Annotated in this window: 28 protein-coding genes; 17 read left to right on the plus strand and 11 right to left on the minus strand. The window is 69.9% G+C overall.

Going from position 1 to position 19,717, the window contains the following annotated elements; all coding sequences use genetic code 11:
- Positions 1-183 precede the first annotated feature (183 nt).
- Positions 184-597 carry a TetR/AcrR family transcriptional regulator gene (locus tag V5E28_RS12130; RefSeq protein WP_336206883.1) on the minus strand — a complete coding sequence of 138 codons (414 nt, stop codon included), beginning with the start codon at positions 595-597 and terminating at the stop codon, positions 184-186.
- Between V5E28_RS12130 and V5E28_RS12135 the strand changes: the two genes are divergently transcribed.
- Together V5E28_RS12135 and V5E28_RS12140 are read left to right on the plus strand one after the other, a co-directional pair.
- Positions 584-817, plus strand: a complete 234-nt coding sequence (locus tag V5E28_RS12135; protein WP_336206885.1) for a hypothetical protein — start codon at positions 584-586, stop codon at positions 815-817. The two genes, V5E28_RS12130 and V5E28_RS12135, sit on opposite strands and share 14 nt — an antisense overlap.
- Entirely contained in the window at positions 814-990 is a 177-nt protein-coding gene (locus V5E28_RS12140; protein ID WP_336206887.1) for a hypothetical protein, read from the plus strand. Before V5E28_RS12135 ends, V5E28_RS12140 begins: the two co-directional genes overlap by 4 nt.
- A gap of 263 nt (positions 991-1,253) precedes the next feature.
- On the opposite strand, the gene V5E28_RS12145 is transcribed toward V5E28_RS12140, so the two are convergent.
- From V5E28_RS12145 to V5E28_RS12185, 9 genes are all read right to left on the minus strand, one after another.
- Entirely contained in the window at positions 1,254-1,508 is a 255-nt protein-coding gene (locus tag V5E28_RS12145; RefSeq protein WP_336206889.1) for a hypothetical protein, read from the minus strand.
- 165 nt (positions 1,509-1,673) lie between these two features.
- On the minus strand, positions 1,674-2,141 hold the full coding sequence (locus V5E28_RS12150; protein ID WP_336206891.1) for a ribosomal protein L7/L12: 468 nt from the start codon (positions 2,139-2,141) through the stop codon (positions 1,674-1,676).
- A 1,229-nt stretch (positions 2,142-3,370) separates the two neighbouring features.
- Positions 3,371-3,745: a nuclear transport factor 2 family protein gene (locus tag V5E28_RS12155; RefSeq protein ID WP_336206893.1), complete on the minus strand. Its 375-nt coding sequence runs from the start codon at positions 3,743-3,745 to the stop codon at positions 3,371-3,373.
- 52 nt (positions 3,746-3,797) lie between these two features.
- The gene (locus V5E28_RS12160) at positions 3,798-4,772 is read right to left on the minus strand and encodes a hypothetical protein (protein WP_336206895.1); all 975 of its coding nucleotides are present in this window, start codon (positions 4,770-4,772) and stop codon (positions 3,798-3,800) included.
- Entirely contained in the window at positions 4,769-5,317 is a 549-nt protein-coding gene (locus V5E28_RS12165) for an RNA polymerase sigma factor (RefSeq protein ID WP_336206897.1), read from the minus strand. Before V5E28_RS12165 ends, V5E28_RS12160 begins: the two co-directional genes overlap by 4 nt.
- Before the next feature lie 157 nt (positions 5,318-5,474).
- The gene (locus tag V5E28_RS12170; RefSeq protein WP_336206899.1) at positions 5,475-5,771 is read right to left on the minus strand and encodes a DUF952 domain-containing protein; all 297 of its coding nucleotides are present in this window, start codon (positions 5,769-5,771) and stop codon (positions 5,475-5,477) included.
- Positions 5,768-6,322: a GNAT family N-acetyltransferase gene (locus tag V5E28_RS12175; protein ID WP_336206901.1), complete on the minus strand. Its 555-nt coding sequence runs from the start codon at positions 6,320-6,322 to the stop codon at positions 5,768-5,770. The genes V5E28_RS12170 and V5E28_RS12175 overlap by 4 nt, the downstream gene beginning before the upstream one ends.
- 20 nt (positions 6,323-6,342) lie before the next feature.
- Positions 6,343-6,903, minus strand: a complete 561-nt coding sequence (locus V5E28_RS12180; protein WP_336206904.1) for a TetR/AcrR family transcriptional regulator — start codon at positions 6,901-6,903, stop codon at positions 6,343-6,345.
- Positions 6,900-7,223, minus strand: coding sequence for a DMT family transporter (locus tag V5E28_RS12185; protein WP_336206905.1), 324 nt, complete (start codon positions 7,221-7,223; stop codon positions 6,900-6,902). Before V5E28_RS12185 ends, V5E28_RS12180 begins: the two co-directional genes overlap by 4 nt.
- 258 nt (positions 7,224-7,481) lie before the next feature.
- On the opposite strand from V5E28_RS12185, the gene V5E28_RS12190 reads away from it, so the two are divergent.
- From V5E28_RS12190 to hypE, 15 genes are all read left to right on the plus strand, one after another.
- Positions 7,482-8,435, plus strand: coding sequence for a radical SAM protein (locus V5E28_RS12190; protein WP_336206906.1), 954 nt, complete (start codon positions 7,482-7,484; stop codon positions 8,433-8,435).
- A 57-nt stretch (positions 8,436-8,492) separates the two neighbouring features.
- Positions 8,493-9,008, plus strand: coding sequence for a GNAT family N-acetyltransferase (locus V5E28_RS12195; protein ID WP_336206907.1), 516 nt, complete (start codon positions 8,493-8,495; stop codon positions 9,006-9,008).
- Positions 9,009-9,147: 139 nt separating this feature from the next.
- Complete coding sequence (locus tag V5E28_RS12200) at positions 9,148-10,191, plus strand: hydrogenase expression protein HypE (RefSeq protein ID WP_336206909.1); 1,044 nt, start codon at positions 9,148-9,150, stop codon at positions 10,189-10,191.
- 16 nt (positions 10,192-10,207) lie between these two features.
- On the plus strand, positions 10,208-12,010 hold the full coding sequence (locus V5E28_RS12205; RefSeq protein ID WP_336206911.1) for a nickel-dependent hydrogenase large subunit: 1,803 nt from the start codon (positions 10,208-10,210) through the stop codon (positions 12,008-12,010).
- Positions 12,010-12,552: a NifU family protein gene (locus V5E28_RS12210; protein WP_336206913.1), complete on the plus strand. Its 543-nt coding sequence runs from the start codon at positions 12,010-12,012 to the stop codon at positions 12,550-12,552. Before V5E28_RS12205 ends, V5E28_RS12210 begins: the two co-directional genes overlap by 1 nt.
- Positions 12,549-13,301, plus strand: coding sequence for a DUF5947 family protein (locus V5E28_RS12215; RefSeq protein WP_336206916.1), 753 nt, complete (start codon positions 12,549-12,551; stop codon positions 13,299-13,301). The genes V5E28_RS12210 and V5E28_RS12215 overlap by 4 nt, the downstream gene beginning before the upstream one ends.
- 12 nt (positions 13,302-13,313) lie before the next feature.
- Entirely contained in the window at positions 13,314-13,538 is a 225-nt protein-coding gene (locus V5E28_RS12220; protein ID WP_336206918.1) for a hypothetical protein, read from the plus strand.
- 16 nt (positions 13,539-13,554) lie between these two features.
- Positions 13,555-14,199 carry a DUF6084 family protein gene (locus V5E28_RS12225; RefSeq protein ID WP_336206920.1) on the plus strand — a complete coding sequence of 215 codons (645 nt, stop codon included), beginning with the start codon at positions 13,555-13,557 and terminating at the stop codon, positions 14,197-14,199.
- A complete protein-coding gene (locus tag V5E28_RS12230) occupies positions 14,199-15,182 on the plus strand; it encodes a hypothetical protein (RefSeq protein ID WP_336206922.1) in 984 nt (327 codons plus the stop codon). Before V5E28_RS12225 ends, V5E28_RS12230 begins: the two co-directional genes overlap by 1 nt.
- Positions 15,179-16,132, plus strand: a complete 954-nt coding sequence (locus V5E28_RS12235; RefSeq protein WP_336206924.1) for a hydrogenase maturation protease — start codon at positions 15,179-15,181, stop codon at positions 16,130-16,132. Before V5E28_RS12230 ends, V5E28_RS12235 begins: the two co-directional genes overlap by 4 nt.
- A gap of 17 nt (positions 16,133-16,149) precedes the next feature.
- Positions 16,150-16,251: a DUF6893 family small protein gene (locus V5E28_RS49500; RefSeq protein WP_442945807.1), complete on the plus strand. Its 102-nt coding sequence runs from the start codon at positions 16,150-16,152 to the stop codon at positions 16,249-16,251.
- A 4-nt stretch (positions 16,252-16,255) separates the two neighbouring features.
- Positions 16,256-16,621 (plus strand): hydrogenase maturation nickel metallochaperone HypA, encoded by a 366-nt coding sequence (locus V5E28_RS12240; protein WP_336206926.1) that lies wholly within the window; start codon positions 16,256-16,258, stop codon positions 16,619-16,621.
- Entirely contained in the window at positions 16,599-16,871 is a 273-nt protein-coding gene (locus V5E28_RS12245; RefSeq protein WP_336206928.1) for a HypC/HybG/HupF family hydrogenase formation chaperone, read from the plus strand. Before V5E28_RS12240 ends, V5E28_RS12245 begins: the two co-directional genes overlap by 23 nt.
- 9 nt (positions 16,872-16,880) lie before the next feature.
- Complete coding sequence (hypD, locus tag V5E28_RS12250; RefSeq protein ID WP_336206930.1) at positions 16,881-18,008, plus strand: hydrogenase formation protein HypD; 1,128 nt, start codon at positions 16,881-16,883, stop codon at positions 18,006-18,008.
- A complete protein-coding gene (gene hypE / locus V5E28_RS12255) occupies positions 18,005-19,195 on the plus strand; it encodes a hydrogenase expression/formation protein HypE (RefSeq protein WP_336206933.1) in 1,191 nt (396 codons plus the stop codon). Before hypD ends, hypE begins: the two co-directional genes overlap by 4 nt.
- Before the next feature lie 105 nt (positions 19,196-19,300).
- Here hypE and V5E28_RS12260 read toward each other — a convergent pair whose 3' ends face one another.
- Entirely contained in the window at positions 19,301-19,711 is a 411-nt protein-coding gene (locus tag V5E28_RS12260; protein ID WP_336206934.1) for a PPOX class F420-dependent oxidoreductase, read from the minus strand.
- Between the last annotated feature and the right edge of the window lie 6 nt (positions 19,712-19,717).

Below are 19,717 nucleotides of genomic sequence, written 5' to 3' on the forward strand. Positions count from 1 at the left end.
TGGTGCGAGCACAAACACCCCACCCACACCTCACCACCCCACGACCGAAAACCCCCACCCTCCGTACGACACCCGCCCGCGAACCGTCACCACCCACACCGACAGGGGAGAGAACGGCACCTCCAAGTACGGCCCGCCGGCGGGCCCCGGACCGTGCGCCCCAGCACCCGTGACAAGACAGGCCTACGGGCCCGATCGGGCCCGATCCTCCACCAGGGCGGCGAAACCATCGAGATGAAGCTCCGGCTCGCCGAAGACCTCGTCGGTCATCTGCGTCACCAACTCGTCCTTGCTCGCAACATGCCGATACAGCGACATCGGACCGACGCCGAACTCGGCCGCGAGCCGCCGCATGGACACGGCGTCGAGCCCCTCGGCGTCGAGCCCCTCGGTGTCGGCGATCGCGATGGCGGCGCGGAGAGCATGCCTCCGGCTCAGCGCCTGCCTGGGGACGCTCGCCCGCCGTGGCCGCAGGGGAGTGGCCACGCCGACCGGCTGCTTCCGACCCATGAGAGCGCTGACCACCGCGCCGGCGCCGACCTTCGTTTCGACCAGCCCGTCGTCGCGGAGCCTGCTCCACCAGGTGACCGCGGCCATGGTCGCCGATCCGGCGGCCCTGGGGGTGAGCCGGCTCAACTGGCGCTCGGCCGACCCGGCGGTGTTCCAAGGCGTCAAGGACGCCCTTGCCGGCGACTTCACCGACGAAGGGGTGGGCCGGCTGCTCGCCATGCTGGAGCCGGACGAGACCGCCGCCATCCCCATGGCCGAAGCCCGGGGCGAAGCACACACCTGGGGCCGCATTCCCGGACCTAGGTGAGCCTCACCCTCGACCGGCTGATCCCGCCGGCGCTGCAGGACCGATTCATCGACGAGGCCGACCGCCTCACTCCGGACAACCCCACGGACGTACGAAGCGTCGCGGCACCCCATGTCGGCCCGTTCGACCGGCCTGAACTGGTGGAGATCTTCTCGGAGCTCGCCGACCGCTGACCCGGGCCGAGCAGGGGAGGGGAGACGCCGTGTCCGTACTTCCCTGACCAAGTGCCATGCCTGGCATTCGCGACGTGCGACTCCCGCGCGCTGGGGGTGTACGAAGGCTCCGGATGAGCAGACAGAAGCGCGCGGAGGGGATCGCGGAGCGGGCGTCTTTCCTCGCCAGGACATGGCTGTGATCGCGTCGGAACAGCCGGTTCTATACCGGACAGAAGCTGGATTCTGTCCGGTATAGGTAGTTCTGTGGTGAATTGACGTGATTAGAGACGGTTGACGAAGCGGGTGGCGGCGCGGTGGCTCATGCCGGTCTCGCCGCGCACCAGGAAGACGGCCTCCTGGATCTGGCCCATCGCCTTCATCTCCCGTGCCTGGTCGACCATGTCGGCACTGGGGGCGGGGCGGTTGCGGGGGCGTTGGGTGAGGCGTACCGCCAGAACGATCAGATAGATGATCGCCGCTGTGACGACGGCGGTGAGGGCGATGAGACCGCCGGTGGAGATCGCCAGGCTGGGCATGACCCGATCGTATCGCCGTTCCGGCGTGAGGATCAGTAGCAGTTTCGCGGACGCCCGGCGGGCGAGAAGGCCCGCGCGCGTCGGCGTTGCCGTGCGGGTCCTGGCGTGGGGGGAGATGGCCTGCTTTGGGCCGTTTTCGTGGCTGTCTTCGTGGTGGGGGCGGGGTCAGAGGCTGTTGACGAACAGGGTGGCGCTGGCCTCGTCCATGCCGGTTTCGCCGCGTACGAGGAAGATGGCCTGTTCGGTGCGGCCTGTTTCCTTGAGCTGGCGGACTCTTGTGGCCAGGTCGGAGTGCGCGGTGGCGGGTGGGGTGGTGGCGGGTGGGGTGGGGCGCTGGCCGAGGGAGGGCGGGTAGGTGATGGGGTGGCCGACGGCGAGGCCGTCCACGGCTTGCTTGGCTTCCTTGAGGCCCATGCCGGTGTGGTCGCGCAGGAGTTTGATCGCCTGGATCTTCCTGTTCTGCTGGATCAGGGTCTGCAGGGCGTGGTCGAGTTCTTGTGGTGTCGGCCGTGGTCTGGGCATCATCGCTGGGCGCTGGTTCGGGGTGCCGATGCGGCGGTTCACGATGACGGCGCCGGTGACGATGATCACGACGATTACGGCCAGGATCAGGAGCTCTGCCATCGAGATCATGGCGCGATCGTATCGTGCGTTGTCGGCGTTTTACGGGACGGATCGGCGGATTGCTGGTTGCTTGATAATGAACATTATGTCAAGTAAGCATTTTCGGGAAGGGGTTCGGCTCCCCTCGGGTCCGGTGTTCGGGGCGGGCTCGGGGCCTGGATGTCCCGCGACGCTGTCCTGGCTCGCGTGAACACCCCCGTCTTCGACGCGGCCGGCTGCCTCGAGGCCGTCGGGTCGGCCATCGGCCTCGGGTGATCAGGGCGTCGGCGATGAGGATGAGGTTGTCGCACAGGCCGGCGACGACGCCGACGCGCGGCCCATCCAGGCGACCGTGCTGCAGGTGTGCCAGGCGGCCGTGGCCGCGCTCCGTCGCACCCCTTGTCGGCGACGGGAAGGTGGCCGTGGAGCGGATGGAGATCGTTGGCGGTCGGCTTCGCGGGGTGCCTCTCCCCCGGTTCTTCGGTGATCTTCGGGTTCTCTCCCCCGCCGGGCGGTCGCTGTTTGGGGTGTTGTGTGGTCCTGTGTCCGGTGTGTGGGAGGTCCGGTTGTGATGGTTGGTGGCTGGAGTGGTCGGCTTCGGGGGAAAGTTGGTCAGATATGCCCGTTTTGGGCTTTCCGGATTTGGTTCATGTGAGATGCGTTACGTAACTATGCGTGAGCGACCCTGTGGGGTCTGTGGTTTCGGGTGTGGCGCGGTTCGGTTTGTGTGAGTGTTGGTGTGTGGCGTTTCCGGCGGCGTCGGTGCTGGTGGAGGCGGGTTTGGCCGGGGCCGGTCGCGGGCTGTGGGGTGGCGGTCGGGGCCTCTCCCCCGGTTCGGGTGTTCGCGGGGTTGGATGCGCTGCGTGGTTGACAGTTGCTCTGACTTGTCGTTGATTCACTGTCTTTGGCTGGGTGTGGCCTTTAGGGTGGTCTTCTGCTATCGCGCCGCGAGAGGAGCAGCACGTGGGGAACGAGTCCGTGTTATGTCCGGTGTGCCAGGGGGTTCTCCCTGCATCGGGCCGGGAGGCGTACACGCCGCTGCGGGGGCGGCTGATCTTGACGAATGGGTACTGCGGAGGTGGTTGCGCCGAGCGGCGTAGCCGGGTGGCTGAGCAGGACCGTCGGGTGCAGCAGCAGGTGCGTCCGGTTGCGCCGGCGCCTGGGGCTGGGCCGGCGCGTGGGCAGCAGGCTCCGGTGGGTCCTGGGGTGCGGGTTTCGCGCTGACGGTGTTGCCTTCGTAGAGCGTTGGTTACGGGTTTTTACTGGTGGCCTTGGTTGGTGTGCCAGTAGTCGCGGGTCTGTACGGCCAGGCCGTCACGGTTGAAGCGGGCGAAGACGCAGCCCGCGATGGTGACGGGCTGGTCGTTTTCTGTTGTGTGGACCCGGAATTCGATGGCGGCCTGGTCGCCGTCGACGAGGGGGGTGGTGAAGGTGACGTGGGGTGTGCTTTCGCCGCTGAAGGACCAGTGGATGTAGTCGGCGATGGCTTGTTTGCCCTGGTGTGGGGGTCTGAAGGGCATGGAGGTGTGGACGGCGTCGTCGCTGTAGAGGGTGGTGATGGCGTCGACGTCGTGGTGGGTCCAGCCGTGCTGCCAGGTGTCGGCGAAGCGCTGGGCGGCGGTGCGGGTGTCCATGGAAGGTATCTTCGCGGCTCGGGGTGTGGGGCGGCCGCTGTGGGGGGCGTGGCTATTCGGTGATGACGGCGTCGCGGGGGCCTCCGTAGACGGGGTTGCTGTCGTAGCGTTTGTCGGTGACGAGCAGGCGGATCACGCCCTTGGTGTTCTCTTCCGCCTCCCAGACGATCCAGTGGTCGTCGACGGGGTCTTGCTGTGTGCGTTCCTCGGCGAAGCCGCCGGGGTTGCCGGGTGGGATGGACATGATGAGGAAGATGACCTTTTTGTCGCGTTTCCTCAGTTCGGGCAGGATCTGGCCGACGGTTTTCTCGTCCACGCGGAATCCTTCGAGGGAGCGGCCCTTGACGGTGGCCGTGCGGAATTCCGGCTTGCGTGGCCTCGGTGTGGGCGCGGGGACGGGGTCGCAGGGGGCGACCGGGCCTTGCATGAGGTAGGTGGAGGTGCTGCTGCCGTCGCCGTCCGGGGGCGCGCTGATGGTCCAGACGAAGGTCTGGCCGGGTCTGAAGAGCTTGGTGTCGATGCGCATCTGCCAGCCCTTCGATTCGCCGGGGATGCTCTGCGGGACGCTGTAGAGGCCTGGGGGGATGTTCTTGACGTGGGTGCCGCGTGGTTCGCGGCATCTTTGGCCGTAGGGGACGTTGTCGACGATGGCGGGGACGGCGAGGTCCTTGAGGCGCTTTTCCAGTCCTGCGGCGTCGTGGAAGTCCCGGACCTGGATGGTGACCATGCCGTCGGCGGTTTTGGTGACGGCGTAGGAGGCGGGTACGCCGGCGCCGTTCTCGAGCAGGATCGGGGCTGTGACCGCGATGGTGGCGAGGACGGCGACGGCTGCCAGTCCCAGGGCGGGCCGCCGGAGGGCGTGTCGGCGGGCTTTCGGCGGTGTGGCCGGTTCCTGTGAGGTGATGGCGGCCAGCAGTGCCCGTGCTCCCGGGGCGGCGGGGTCGCCTGCGTGTGTGCCAGGTTCGATCCTGGCGAGTGGCTTGATCGCGTCGATGTCGTGGATGTCGATGTCGTGGGTGTTGTTCACAGCGGCCTCTCCGCCGGGGCGAACCGGCTCTCTGGCGTGAGGTGGATTCCCGCTTCGGCGAGGGCTCGGGAGAGTCGGCGGCGGGCGCGGTGGAGTCTGATGCGTACGGCGTTGCGTGAGACGCCGAGTGCGGTGGCGATCTCCGCGCGGTCGAGGCCTTCCCAGGCGAGGAGTGAGAGCAGTTCGCGGTCTTCGTCGGGGAGGGTCTGGAAGGCTTGGCCGATGGCGGCGAGTTCCACCCGGCTGTCCGGGGAGTGTCCGTAGAGGTCGGCCATCTCGGCGTCGAGTTCGGCGGTGTGTGCCCTGCGGCGGTTGTCGCCTCGGTGGTGGTTGGCGAGTACCTTGCGTGCCACGCCGTACAGCCAGGGGGTGGCCTGCTCCCCCGCGGGCAGTTCGTCGAGGCGGCGCCAGGCGATCGTGTAGGTTTCCGCGACGACGTCGGCCGCGTCCTGGGGTGAGTGGCAGCGGCGGGCGGCGTATGCGGTGATCCGGCTGTAGGTGCGGTTGTAGATGGCCTCGAATCTGGCCGGCCGCTCGTCACTCACGGGCGGTTCCCATTGCAGGTCTCCTCATCGGCTTACTGGGCGGACATCCCTGCTTATGTGCGGGGTTGGCCGATCATTTCCGGTGTGGTGAGGAAACGTCGTCTGCTGGTGTGGGTGTGTTCTGCCCCCTCGGGGTGGCGAGGGGGCGGCGGGATGGTCAGCGGGTGTAGGGGCGGGCCGAGGTGACGGCGGTGACGGGGAGGGGTCCGTACAGGTGGGGGAAACCGCCTTCTACGCGGATGTCGAGGCCGGTGGGGTCGATGTCGAGGATGAGCAGGGGTTCGGTGACGTGGGTGTAGAAGGCGGTGTGGACGTCGTGGAGCTGGTCGAGGTCGCGGCTGCAGTGGATGAAGCCCTCTTGTTCGAGGGTGCGGCCGAGGGTGGAGATGAGGTACTCCCCCGTGTGCTGGGCGTGGGTCCAGTCGGTGTGGAGGGCGAGATGGTGGATGGTCACGGGGTCCATTCGGTTTCGAGCATGGCGTAGATCATTTCGGAGGCCCATTCGCCTTTGACGATTTCGTTGTCGACGAGGTGGGCTTCGCGGCGCATGCCGAGCTTTTCCAGGACGCGGGCGGAGGCGGTGTTGCGGCCGTCGAGGCGGCCGACCATGCGGTGCAGGCCGAGGTCTTCGAAGCCGAGGCGGAGGAGTTCGCGGGCGGCTTCGGGGGCGTAGCCGTGGCCGTGGTGGTCGGGGTGGAGGATGTAGCCGATCTCGCCTTGGCGGAGCTGCTGGCTGGTCCAGATGAGGACGCAGTTGCCGATGACGTCGCCGGTGTCGAGGCGGGTGATGGCGAGGTCGAGGGCGTCGCCTTCGTCGAGGAGCGCGGTGCGGGTGATCTTCTTGTCGAGGAAGGTGCGGACGGCGTCGAGGTCGCGTGCTTCCCAGTGCAGGTAGCGGGCGACGTCGGGGCGGGATTCGTAGGAGTGCAGGGCGTCGAGGTCGCCGGGGGTGAAGGGGCGCAGCAGGAGGCGGTCGGTGGTGATCGGGTAGTGGGGTTTCAGCACGCAGGCAGTGTAGGGGGCTGTTATGCGAGGTGCGAGGCGTTTTCGAGGGCGGTGGTGAGCAGGGCGCGGGTGTCGTGGAGGGGGCGCTGTTCGACGATGTGTTCCAGCCAGAGGGTGGAGATGGTGGTGTAGAGGAGGCGGGCTCGGGGGTCGGTCGCGGGGAGGTCGAGGGCGTCGGCGACGATGCGGACGCAGCCGTCGGTCCAGCGGCGGGCGATCTGCTGGAGTGCGGGGTCGCGGCCGGCGTGGACGTACAGCTCCCATAGGCCGAGTTGGCGGTTGCGGTCGGCGGTAGCGAGCTGGTCGGCGAGGCCGGTGAGGCCGTGGCGGGTGGTCCAGTGGCGGGTGGTGGCGAGTTCGGTCTCGACGAGCTGGGCGAAGGCTTCGGCGAGGAGCTGGTCGCGTGAGGTGAAGTAGTAGGTGGTGGCGGCGAGGGGCAGGCCGGCGCGCTGTGCGACGGCGCGGTGGGTGACGGCGGCGAAGCCGCCTTCGGTGAGCAGGTCGACGGCGGCGGTCAGGAGGTGGGCGCGGCGTCGGCGGCCGCGTTCCTGGGTGGGGGTGTCCTGGGGGTTGCCGGTCAATGGGCACCTGCGAGGTTGAGGACGATGACGCCGCCGATGATGAGCAGGATGCCACCGATTTTGATGGGGGTGAGGGTTTCTCCCATGAAGAGGGCGCCGATGAGGGCGATGGCGGCGGTGCCCGCGCCGGCCCAGACGGCGTAGGCGGTGCCCATGTCGAGGTGGAGTTTGAGTACTTGGGCGAGCAGGGCGAAGGAGGCGATGTAGCCGAGGGCGGTGGCGGTGGTCCAGCCGGGGTGGGTGAAGCCGTTGCTGAGTTTGAGTGCTGAGGTGGCGGTGACCTCGCAGGCGATGGCGAGGGCGAGCAGGAGCCAGGCCATGGAACCTCCCAGAAGTGGTACGGGTGTCCCAGTTTATTCGGGGGATGCGACGGGGCCTGGTGGCGGGATGGTGGGGGCCGGGCTCCCCCACCGGTCGAAGCGGATGTCGACGGTCATGGACAGCTGTTTCGATGCCAGGGCCGGTCACGAACGGGTGGCGGATCGTTCACGCTCCCGCTTCACCCGGGCGGCGGGCACTCCCCCGTGGATAGGGGGGATCCGCTTGAAAGGGAGTCGAAAGCGTGTTCCACTTGGCGGGTGTCTTGGGATGTGCTGCCTCTGGTGGACGCCACCGACGATCGGCCGCTGATCGAGCGGCGTGCGGTGCTGCGTGGTGGTTTCTACGAGATACAGGCCCGCACGATGATCGAGCGGGTGCCGCAGTCCGCGGGCATCGCGCAGCGGTGGGCGGTGTCCCCCTACCGTGGGTGCGCCCATGCCTGCCGCGGCTGCGGCGCCCGCGCCGGGCATCGCAGGCTCGGGCTGGACGCGGGGCGTGACTTCGACACCCGGATCGTGGTGAAGCCGAACGCGGTGGCGCGGCTGCGCGTGGAGCTGGGCCGGTGGGGTGGCGAGCCGGTGGCGGTGGGGGTGAGTGGTGACTGCTATCAGGAGGCGGAGCGCACCTACCGGTTGATGCCGGGGATCGTGGCGGCGCTGGCGCAGGCGGGGGTGCCGTTCACCGTTTACACCAAGAGCCCGCTGGTGTTGCGTGACGCGGGGGTGCTGGCGCGGGCGGGGGCGCAGGTGGCGGTCTCGATCGCGTTCGTGGACGAGCGGATCCGGCGGGTGGTGGAGCCGGGCGCGGTCGGTGCGCAGGCGCGGCTGGAGCTGGTGTCGTCGCTGGTGGAGGCGGGGGTGGACTGCCGTGTGCTGATGGCGCCGGTGCTGCCGTTGCTGAGTGACGCGGCCGACCAGCTGGAGGCGACGGTGCGGCGGATCGCGGCGGCGGGTGCGACGGCGGTGGAGCCGGTGGTGCTGCGGCTGCCGTCGGGGACGCGGGCCTGGTACGGGGAGTGGCTGGCGCGGGCGCATCCGCATCTGGTGGAGCGTTACGAGGAGCTGTACGACCGGGCGGGGCTGCCCTCGGCCGGCTACGAGCAGCGGATCATCGGGCAGATCGGGCAGCTGTGCCGGCGTTACGGGATGCGGGCGGGGCCGGTCGCGCCGGAGCCGCGGGAGCCGGGCTTCCCCCAGCTCACGGTGGTGTGAAGCGGGCGATACCATACCCCGTCATGGAGATCGTCCTGGTGTTGGCGGAGCCGCTCGATGACTGAGGTGAGCGGCCTGGTGGTGCGCGTGGGCGGGCCGGGTGATGTGGCGGCGGTGCTGGCCATGTTCGACAGTGCGGTGGCGTGGCTGGTGGAGCAGGGCCGTCCCGGGCAGTGGGGCAGTCTGCCGTTCACCGGCGATCCCCGGCGTACCGAGCAGGTCGAGGGGTGGGCGGCCGGCGGTGGGATGCGCATCGCGGAGTGGGGTGGTGAGCCGGCCGGATGCCTGGTGGTCGGGCCGCCGCACGCGTATGTGCCGGCGGCGCCGGAGCCGGAGCTGTATGTGCAGGTGCTGGTGATCGATCGGCGGTTCGCGGGCCGGAGGGTGGGCGGGGCGCTGCTGGACTGGGCGCTGGAGGAGGCGGGCCGGCGCGGGGTGGGCCTGTTGCGGGTCGACTGCTATGCGGGTGACGATGGCCGGTTGGTGGCGTACTACGAGCGGTGGGGGTTCACCCGGGCCGAGCCGTTCTCGGTCGGCGAGTGGCCGGGGATGATCCTGGAGCGCCGGCTGTAACCCCTGCCGCACCGGGTGTCCGGACTGGCGTGGTTTGTAACCTGTCGTGGCGCGGTAGAGCACTACTTAGAGTCACGTTTCGGGCGCCGAAGGTGATCGGTGTCTCGGGGGGTGCCAGGCCGACAGGGGGCTAGAGGCCATGAGTACAGCCGCGCCGCGTACGGCGGTGGAGGAGGTTCACATTCTGTGGACGTCCGAGGGGATGAGCTGTGACGGGGACACCGTCTCGGTGACCGCCGCGTCGCTGCCGAGTATCGAGGACGTCCTGCTCGGGCTGGTGCCGGGGCTGCCGAAGGTGCATCTGCACAACAAGGTGCTGGCTCCGCAGGTGGGCGCCGACTTCATGGCGGCCTTCCATCGGGCTGCCGAGGGTGAGCTGGGGCCGTACATCTTCGTGGTGGAGGGGTCGATCCCCAACGAGAACATCAACGGGGAGGGGTTCTGGACGTCGATGGGCAACGACCCGGTGACCGGGCAGCCCATCACGGTGAACGAGTGGATCGACAGGCTCGCGCCCGGGGCGTGGGCGGTGGTGGCGATCGGTACCTGCGCCGCCTACGGCGGTATCCATGCCATGGCGGGCAACCCGACGGGATCGATGGGGCTGGCCGACTATCTCGGTGAGGGTTTCCGTTCGGCCGGGGGGTTGCCGATCGTGAACGTGCCGGGCTGCCCGGTGCAGCCGGACAACTTCATGGAGACGCTGACCTGGCTGCTCTATCAGGTGGCGGGGCACGCGCCGATGATCCCGCTGGACCGTCAGCTGCGGCCGACCTGGCTGTTCGGCAAGACGGTGCACGAGGGGTGTGACCGGGCCGGTTACTACGAGCAGGGTGACTTCGCCCACGACTACAACTCGCCGAAGTGCCAGGTGAAGATCGGCTGCTGGGGGCCTGTGGTCAACTGCAACGTCACCAAGCGCGGCTGGATGGACGGCGTCGGAGGCTGCCCGAATGTGGGCGGCATCTGCATCGGCTGCACGATGCCCGGTTTTCCGGACAAGTTCATGCCGTTCATGGACGAGCCTCCCGGGGGGTCGTTGTCGGCGGGGATGGCGTCGGTGTACGGCGGGCTGGTCCGCAGCCTGAGGGCCGTCACCAACAAGTCGGCCAACAGGGAGCCGAAGTGGCGCCACAACGGCCGGAGACTGACAAGTGGCTACGATCCCCGCTGGCGGGGCTAGGAAGGGGAACGTCGAGGTGACGGCCCGATCAGTGCAGGCGCAGGAGTCCCGCGAGCTCGTGGAGATGTCCTGGGACCCGATCACCAGGATCATCGGAAACCTGGGGATCTATACGAAAATCGACTTCAAGAACCGCGAGGTCGTCGAGTGCAAGAGCACCTCGTCGCTGTTTCGCGGCTACAGCGTGTTCATGAAGGGCAAGGATCCGCGCGACTCGCATTTCATCACCAGCCGGATCTGCGGCATCTGTGGTGACAACCATGCGGTCTGCTCGATCTACGCGCAGAACATGGCGTACGGGGTCAAGCCGCCGCCGCTGGCGGAGTGGATCATGAACTTGGGCGAGGCCGCCGAGTACATGTTCGACCACACGCTGTTCCAGGACAACCTGGTGTTCGTCGACTACTGCGAGCAGATGGTCAAGGAGACGAACCCGAGCATGCTGCGCAGGGCGGAGACGACGGAGGCGCCGCGGGGCAGCATCCACGGGTACCGCACGATCGCCGACATCATGCGGGCCTTCAATCCGTTCACCGGTGCGATGTACCGCGAGGCGCTGCAGGTGAGCCGGCTCACCCGGGAGATGTGCTGCCTGATGGAGGGCCGGCACGTGCATCCGTCGACGCTGTATCCGGGTGGTGTCGGCACGATGCCGACGCCGCAGGTGTTCACCGATTATCTGGTCCGTCTGATCAGGGCACTGGACTTCGTCAAGAAGGCGGTGCCGATGAACGACGACGTGTTCGACTTCTTCTATCAGGCGCTGCCCGGGTACGAGGAGGTGGGCCGGCGGCGGGTCATGCTGGGCTGCTGGGGGGCGTTCCAGGATCCGGCGGTGGTCGACTACGAGTACCGGCACATGGCCGAGTGGGGGCGGGCGATGTTCGTCACGCCCGGCATCGTGCTGGACGGTGAGCTGCTCACGACGGACCTGGTCGACATCAACCTCGGGATCAGGATCCTGCTGGGCAGTTCCTTCTACGACGACTGGCAGCACGAGGAGACGTTCGTCGATCGGGACCCGCTGGGCAACCCGGTCGACCAGCGGCATCCGTGGAACCAGACGACGCTGCCCAAGCCGCAGAAGCGTGACCTGGACGGCGGCAAGTACAGCTGGGTGATGAGTCCCCGCTGGTTCGACTCGCGCACCGGCGACTTTCTCGCCCTCGACACCGGCGGCGGGCCGCTGGCCCGGTTGTGGACGACGGCGCTGGCGGGGCTCGTCGACACCGGCGGCGTCCGGGCGACCGGGCACAGCGTGCAGATCAACCTGCCCAAGAGCGCGTCGTTCCCGGAGATGCAGTTCGAGTGGCGGATCCCCCAGTGGGCCAACACGATCGAGCGCAACCGGGCCCGCATGTACTTCGTCGCCTACGCGGCGGCGATGGCCTTCCACTTCGTCGAGCAGGCGATGACGGAGGTGCGGGCGGGGCGGACGATGGTGTTCACCGACTTCGAGGTGCCCGACGAGGCGATCGGCTGCGGTTTCCACGAGGCGGTGCGCGGGGTGCTGTCGCATCACATGGTGATCCGCGACGGGAAGATCGCGAACTATCATCCGTACCCGCCGACTCCGTGGAACGCCAGTCCGCGGGACATGTACGGGACGCCGGGCCCGTACGAGGACGCGGTGCAGGGCATGCACATCTTCGAGGAGAACGGGCCGGACGACTTCAAGGGCATCGACATCATGCGGACGGTGCGCAGTTTCGACCCGTGCCTGCCCTGTGGTGTGCACATGTACCTGGGTGACGGGAAGGTGCTGAGGCAGGTGCACTCCCCCACGCTCGGCGCGAGCGTCTCCGGTCCGGCCGGCTGATGGACGACCAGGAGGTGGCCGAGCGGGTGGGCAGGGTGGAGGTCCTGCTGGAGGCGGCCGACGCGGGTGCGGTCGAGCTGGCGGGGGCGCTGCTGGACCTGTACGGCGAGGCGCTCGCGCGGGTGATGGCGGCGGCGGGTGACGGGCCGGACGGTGCCGGGGTGGCGGAGCGGATCGCCTCCGACGGGCTGGTCTCGCACCTGCTGCTGGTGCACGGCCTGCACCCGGTGGAGGCGCGGGCCCGGATCGAGCGGGTGCTGGCCGCGATGGGCGGCCGGCTCGGCTCGGCGGTCGTGGAGGTCGTGGCGGTGGAGGCGGACGTGGCCCGGCTGCGCCTGCGGCGTGCGGCGGGGGGCTGCGGCTCGTCGGGGGCCGCGCTCGGCGCGGCGCTGGAGGAGGCGGTACGGGACGCGGCCCCGGAGATCGAGCGGGTCGAGATCGAGTCCGTGGACAGCGCGCCGCCTGCCGTGGTGATCCCGGTCGAGAGCCTGTTCCAGGCTCCGGTACGGGACGCGGGCGCCGGGGTGAGGCGGGCGCGATGAGCGCGAGGAGCGCGAGGATCGCCGACGGCGCGCTGCGCAGGCTCATCGCGGGCAAGCCGTTCCGGCCACCGGTGGACCAGCCGGTCGCGAGCCGGCCTCAGGAGGAGCGGTGCGAGCTGTGCGCCGTCCCTGTGGAGCCGCGCCACCGGCATCTGCTCGACCTGACCAGCCGCGAGCTGTGCTGCGCCTGCCGTGCCTGCGCCGTGCTGTTCGACCGCCCGGCCGAAGACCCTGACCCGGCTGGGGACACGCCTGGGGGTACGGCTGGGGGTGCGGCTGCCGGGCGGGGTGGGGCTGACCGCTATCGGCTCGTGCCGGATCGTCGCCGGCTGCTGGAGGGGTTCGTCCTGGACGACGGCACCTGGGCGGCCCTGGACGTCCCGGTGCGGATGGCGTTCCTGCTGTGGGATTCGGCGGCGGGGCGGGCCGTGCTGTTCTACCCGAGCCCGGGCGGGGCCGTGGAGTCCGCTCTGGAGGAGGCCGTCTGGGAGCGGTTGTCGTCGGCCAACCCGGTGCTGCGGCGGTTGCTCCCCGACGTCGAGGCGCTGCTGGTGAACCGGACGGGCGCCGCCAGGCAGCACTGGATCGTGCCCGTCGACGACTGCTACACGCTCGTCGGCCTGCTCAGGACCCGCTGGAAGGGGCTCGCCGGCGGGCCGGACGTGTGGCGTGAGATCACGAACTTCTTCACCGAACTAGCCCGGCGGTCCACGACCGTGACGCCGGCCGACGACCACCTTCGCACCTGAGGGGATCCCACGATGGCCAGGAAGCGCGACGAGCACATCACCACGGGCCGTACCCACGTCCGCCCGGACACGCCCTCGCACGTCAAGGGCGTCCCGGAGGGCAACGCGGTCGGCAACTACGAAAAGCACGCCGGGCACCTGCCCGACGGGCGGTCGACCGCGGCGCGGTCCACCGGCATCAACGTCGCCGACCGCGATCCGATCGACCCCGACATGCCCAACCTGTCTCCCGCCTGACGTCGTGGACCATCCGATGACGGCCGGTGCGCCGGCCCTTTCGATCAGGGTGGACGGGGTGCGGCCGGCGGAGTTCGCGGCGGTGCCCACGCTGGAGTTCACGCTCGGGATCGTCCACGAGGGCGGGCCGGAGGTGCGCTCGCTCGCGCTGGACTCCCAGATCCGCATCTCCCCCGCCGGCCGCGCCTATGACGAGGCCAGCCGGGCGCGGCTGGCCGAGCTGTTCGGCCGCGGCCAGGAGTGGGGCAGGAACCTGCGGAGCCTGTTGTGGGCGCAGACCGTCACGCAGGTGCCCGCTTTCACCGGCGAGACGTCGGCGCTGGTGCGGGTGGCCTGCACCTACGACTTCGAGGTGGCGGTGGCCAAGTACTTCGACGGCCTGCGGGACGGCGAGGTGCCGCTGGAGTTCCTCTTCAGCGGGACGATCTTCTATCTGGTGGAGGGCCGGCTGCTGGCCGCGCGCATCGGCTGGGACACCGAGGCGCGCTTCCGGATGCCGGTGAGCGCGTGGCGGGACGCGATGGAGCGTCACTTTCCGGCGAGCGCGTGGCTGCGGCTGGATCGCGGCACGTTCGACCGGCTGTACGCCTACCGGGCGCGGCACACGCTGACCGGCTGGGACGACGTGGTGGACCGGCTTCTGAAGGAGGGCGGAGGGTGATGGACAGGGTTACGGACAGGGTCACCGACGAGGTGAGACGGCTGGCCAGGGCCGTGCTGTACGAGGGGTACCTGTTGTGGCCGTACCGGCAGTCGGCGCTGAAGAACCAGCAGCGCTGGACGATCGGTGGCGTCCACCCCGAGCCGTACGGCAGGGCGCATGACGGCAATGCGTGGGTGATGCGGACCGAGTGTCTTCTGGAGGACGGCGCGGTGCGGGAGGGCGGGGTGGCGGTCGATGTGTCGGTGCGTTTCCTGCATGTCGTCGCCTGCGAGGGGCTGCCCGGGGTGGGCGGCCGGCGGTTCGTGCCGCGGGAGGAGGCGGTGGAGCGTGAGGTGGCCGTGTGCGGGCTCGGCCTCGACGTCCTGCTGCGGGAGCCGTACCGGATCGAGATCGACGTTCCGGCGGGGCGGGAGACCGGGGAGCTGGACGGCGGCGGGGTGCTGCGCAGCTGGCAGGCGTTGCGCGGGCACGCGGAGGTGTCGGCGCGGCGGCTGCGGCCGGGGATCGTCCGGCTCACCGTGCGGGTGGTCAACACGACCCCCTGGAACGGCGAGGTCCGCGCCGAGGCGATGAGGCACACCCTGGTCTCCGCGCACACGGTGCTGCAGGTGGCGGGAGGAGAGTTCGTCTCGCTCATGGATCCGCCCGAGGAGCTGCGCATGTTGGCGGAGGGCTGCCGCAACGTGGGCGCCTGGCCGGTGCTGGTCGGCGAGGACGGGGACCGGCACACGATGCTGTCGGCGCCGATCATTCTGTACGACCACCCGCGGATCGCGCCGGAGAGCCCCGGCGACCTGTTCGACGCGACGGAGATCGACCAGTTGCTCACGTTGAGCGTGCTGGCCCTCGGCGAGGAGGAGAAGCGGGAGATCCGTGACGGTGATCCGCGCGGGCGGGAGATCCTGGACCGGTGCGCCTCGCTCACTGCGGAGCAGCTGATGCGGCTGCACGGCATCCTGCGTGAGGAGCCCGCGTCATGACGGCGATGGACGACTCCACCGGTACGGACTTCGCGGGGACAGACTTCGCCGGTACGGATTTCGCGGGGGTGGATTTCTGGGCGCGGATGGAGCGGCGCGGCCCGGCCGAGGTGGTGGTGGACGGGCGGCCCGTACGGGAGGGCAGCAGGGTGCGGTTGCGGCCGTCGAGGGTGGGGTCGCAGGCGGACATCATGGACCTGGTGCTCGACGGGCGGGTGGCCGTCGTCGAGTCGATCGAGCAGGACGAGGAGGGGGTCTTTCACTTCGCCGTGACGCTCGACGACGATCCGGGGCGCGATCTCGGGGAGGCGCGGCTGCCGGGGCACCGGTTCTTCTACTCGGCCGAGGAGATCGAGCCGGTCGGGGCGCGGGACGAGGCGGAACGGGTCGCGCGGGTGCTGGTCGCCGGGGTGGGCAACATCTTCCTCGGTGATGACGGTTTCGGCGTCGAGGTGGTCCGGCGGCTCGCCGAATCCGGGCAGGCGGCCGGGGCGGGCGCGCATGTGGATGTGGTCGACTTCGGCATCCGCGGCATGGATCTGGCCTACGCGCTGCAGCGGGACTACGACCTGGTGATCCTCGTCGACGCGGCGGCCCGCGGGCAGGCGCCGGGCACGATCACCGTGCTGGAGCCGGACCTGCCGGGCTCAGACCACGGGGGCACGCCCGGAAACGCGCCCGGGGGCATGCTCGGGGGTGTCCCGGTGGAGGGGCACGGCATGGACCCGGTCAGGGTGCTGAGGCTGGCCGCGGAGCTGGGCCGGGTGCCGGAGCGGGTGGTCGTGGTGTGCTGCGAGCCGGCCGCGGTGCTGACCGGCGGCCCTGATGAGGACGTGCTGGTGGAGTTGAGCGAGCCGGTGCGGGCGGCGGTCGGCCCTGCCGTCCGCCTGGTGATGGACATGATTGCGGAAAGTGCCGGGCCTGGCTCCCGGCCTGAGAACGCGGGATGAGGTGACCTGACATGAGGATGTCGCGTATCGCGGCGCTCGTCGTGACTTTTGGGCTGGTGGCAGTGGTTGTCCACCAGTGGCCGGAGATCCACCGGTATCTGAAGATAGAACGGATGTAGCCGTATGCATGAGCTCGGGATGTGCGAAGGCCTGGTCGACCTGATCCAGCAGCGAGCCGCCGGCAGGCGGATCACCGGGGCGCGGGTGCGCGTCGGCACCCGCCACGCCGTCGTCGGGGACGCCTTCGAGCAGGCCTTCGCGCTCGCCGCGGCGGGCACCGCGGCCGAGGGCGCGGTGGTGGATCTCGTCGTCACGCCGGTCACCGTCGAGTGCCGCTCCTGCGGTGGCCGCAGCGAGTCCCTGGACGTGCTCACCGTCTGCCCGCCGTGCGGCAGCGCCGAGGTGGACGTCCGAGACGGTGACGAGCTGGTGCTGGAGTCCGTCGACTTCGGGAAGGAGCCGGCCGATGTGCCTGGGGATTCCCGGTGAGCTCGTGGCGGCGGCCGACGAGCACCCCGACCTGGCGGTGGTGGACGTCGGCGGGGTGCGCCGCCGCATCAACGTGGGCCTGCTGGCCGACGAGGACCTGAAGCTGGGCGACTGGGTGCTGGTGCACGTGGGGTTCGCGCTGTCGAAGATCTCGCAGGCGGAGGCGCAGGCCGTGCTCGGCTACCTGGAGGGTCTCGGGCAGGACTACGACGACGAGCTCGACGCGCTGAGGGGATCGGACATCACATGAGGGGGGCCCGTGCGGTTCGTCGATGAGTACCGGGACGCCGGCAAGGCCAGGGAGCTGGCCGCGGACATCGCCGCGCGCTGCGAGCCGGGACGCCGGTACACGTTCATGGAGGTGTGCGGGGGCCACACCCACACGATCTACAAGCACGGGCTGGAGGACCATCTGCCGCCGGAGGTGGTGCTGGTGCACGGGCCGGGCTGCCCGGTGTGCGTGATCCCGATGGGCCGGGTGGACGACGCCGTCCACATCGCCTCCCAGCCGGATGTGATCATGACGTCGTTCGGCGACATGATGCGGGTGCCGGGCGGCAAGGGGTCGTTCCTGGACGCCAAGGCGGCCGGCGCCGACATCCGGATGGTCTACTCGCCGCTCGACGCTCTCAAGATCGCCAGGGAGAATCCGGGGCGGCGGGTGGTGTTCATGGCGATCGGGTTCGAGACGACCGCGCCCTCGACCGCGATGACGGTGCTGCGCGCGGCCGCCGAAGGGGTGGAGAACTTCTCGGTCTTCTGCAACCACGTCCTGATCATTCCGGCGATCAAGGCCATCCTCGAATCGCCCGACCTGCGGCTGGACGGGTTCATCGGGCCCGGTCACGTCTCGGCGGTGATCGGCTGCCGGCCGTACGAGTTCATCGCGAGCGAGCACGGCAAGCCGCTGGTGGTGGCGGGGTTCGAGCCGCTGGACATCCTGCAGTCGGTCCACATGCTGCTGCGCCAGCTCGGCGAGGGGCGGGCCGAGGTGGCCAACCAGTACGGGCGGGTGGTGTCGTGGGAGGGCAACCGCACCGCCATGGAGGTCATCGGCAAGGTCATGCGGTTGCGGCCGTACTTCGAGTGGCGCGGGCTGGGATTCATCTCGCACTCGGCGCTCGGCCTGGCCGAGGAGTACGCGGCCTTCGACGCCGAGCGGGTGTTCGACCTGCCCGGGCTGCGGGTCGCCGATCCGAAGGCCTGCCAGTGCGGAGAGGTGCTCAAGGGGGTGCTGAAACCGTGGGAGTGCAAGGTGTTCGGCACGGCCTGCACCCCTGAGACGCCGATCGGCACCTGCATGGTGTCCTCCGAGGGCGCCTGCGCGGCGTACTACAACTTCGGCCGGTTCAGCCGCGAGCGGGTACGGGAGGCGAGCCGGGCATGAGGCGTGAACCGGTTTCCGAGGGGCGGGCCGAGTGGGCGGAGCGGGCGGTGCTCGAAGCGCACGCCGACAGCGATCCGGTCGACAGCGGGCAGGCCGTGCCCGGTGCTCCGCATCGCGGGCGAGAGCAGCAGGTCCTCGATCGCATCGCCCGGGTCAGGCGGCGCAAGGCGGTCGTCAGGGAGGAGCGGATCACGCTCGCGCACGGCTCTGGCGGCAAGGCGACGCAGACGCTGATCCAGGCGGTGTTCCTGGAGGCGTTCCGCAACCCGATGCTCGCTCCGCTGGAGGACGGGGCGACGTTGCGGCTCGACACCGCGCGGGCGGTGTTCACCACCGACTCCTTCGTGGTCTCGCCGCTGTTCTTCCCCGGCGGTGACATCGGCGACCTGGCGGTCAACGGGACCGTGAACGACCTGGCGATGTGCGGGGCGCGGCCGGCGTTCCTGTCGGCGGGGTTCATCCTGGAGGAGGGCTTCCCGGTCGCCGACCTGCGGCGGATCGTGGGCTCGATGGCCGCAGCGGCGGCCGCGGCGGGGGTGTCGATCGTGACCGGCGACACCAAGGTCGTCGAGCGTGGCAAGGCAGACGGCTGCTACATCACCACCTCGGGTGTCGGCCTGCTGGAGCGGCCGGTGGAGCTGTCCGTGGCCGGGGTGCGGCCCGGTGACGCGGTCATCGTGTCCGGTCCCATCGGCGAGCACGGCGCCGCGATCATGCTGGCGCGGGGCGAGTTCGGGATCGAGGCGCCGATCGTCTCCGACACCGCGCCGCTGCACGGTCCGGTCTCCGCTCTGCTCGACGCGCTGCCGGGCGGGGTGCGGGCGCTGCGTGACGCCACGCGTGGCGGGGTGGCCACCATCCTCAACGAGGTGGCGGCCGCCTCCGACGTCGCGGTGGTGGTGGATGAGGAGGCGCTGCCGGTGCGGGCCGAGGTGACGGGCGTGTGCGAGCTGCTCGGCATCGACCCGCTCTACGTCGCCTGCGAGGGCAGGTTCGTCGCGGTCGTCGACGGCGAGCACGCCGGCCGCGCCGTGGAGGTGCTGCGCGGGCACCCGCTGGGCGCGGGCGCGGCGATCATCGGCACCGTGCGTGACGATCCGCCGGGCCTGGTCCTGCTGCGGACGGCGTTCGGCGGCACCCGCATCGTCGATCTGCTCGTCGGCGACCCGCTGCCGCGCATCTGCTGACGGACGGCGGCCCCTCGGCCTGTCCACGGCGGCCCGGCGGCCCGCTGTGCCTGGCGGCCCGCTGTGCCTGGCACTGCCCGAGCCGCCGCGGACCGGCGAGGCCCGCTAGTGGACGGCTCGCCTGCTCTCGTACCAGGCGTCGCCCACCGGTTCGCCGGCCATGTTCCAGCTCCAGGAGACGGTCGGGGTGATGCGGACGTAGATGCCGGGGCCTCCCATTCCGGTCCGTTCGACCGGCTGTTCGGCATGGCCGTAGACCCGGATGCCGCGCGCGATGAAGGGCTGCAGGGACACCAGGTCGTCGACGACCAGGGCGACCTGGTGGTGCCCGGCCCGGACGTTGCGGAACTTGCGGGTGTCCAGCACCGACGGGCCGGTGCCGCCGATCCAGAAGCACGCGCCGTCGAACTCGAACGCGAGCGGCACCACGTCGGGCTGCCCGTCCTCCGACAGGGTCGCGACGCGGGCGAGCGGCTGGGACCGCAGGTAGGCGATCTCTTCGTCTGTGAACGGCATGAAGCG

Source organism: Nonomuraea sp. LPB2021202275-12-8 (assembly GCF_037044575.1).
In the GTDB taxonomy this organism is placed as follows: Bacteria; Actinomycetota; Actinomycetes; order Streptosporangiales; family Streptosporangiaceae; genus Nonomuraea.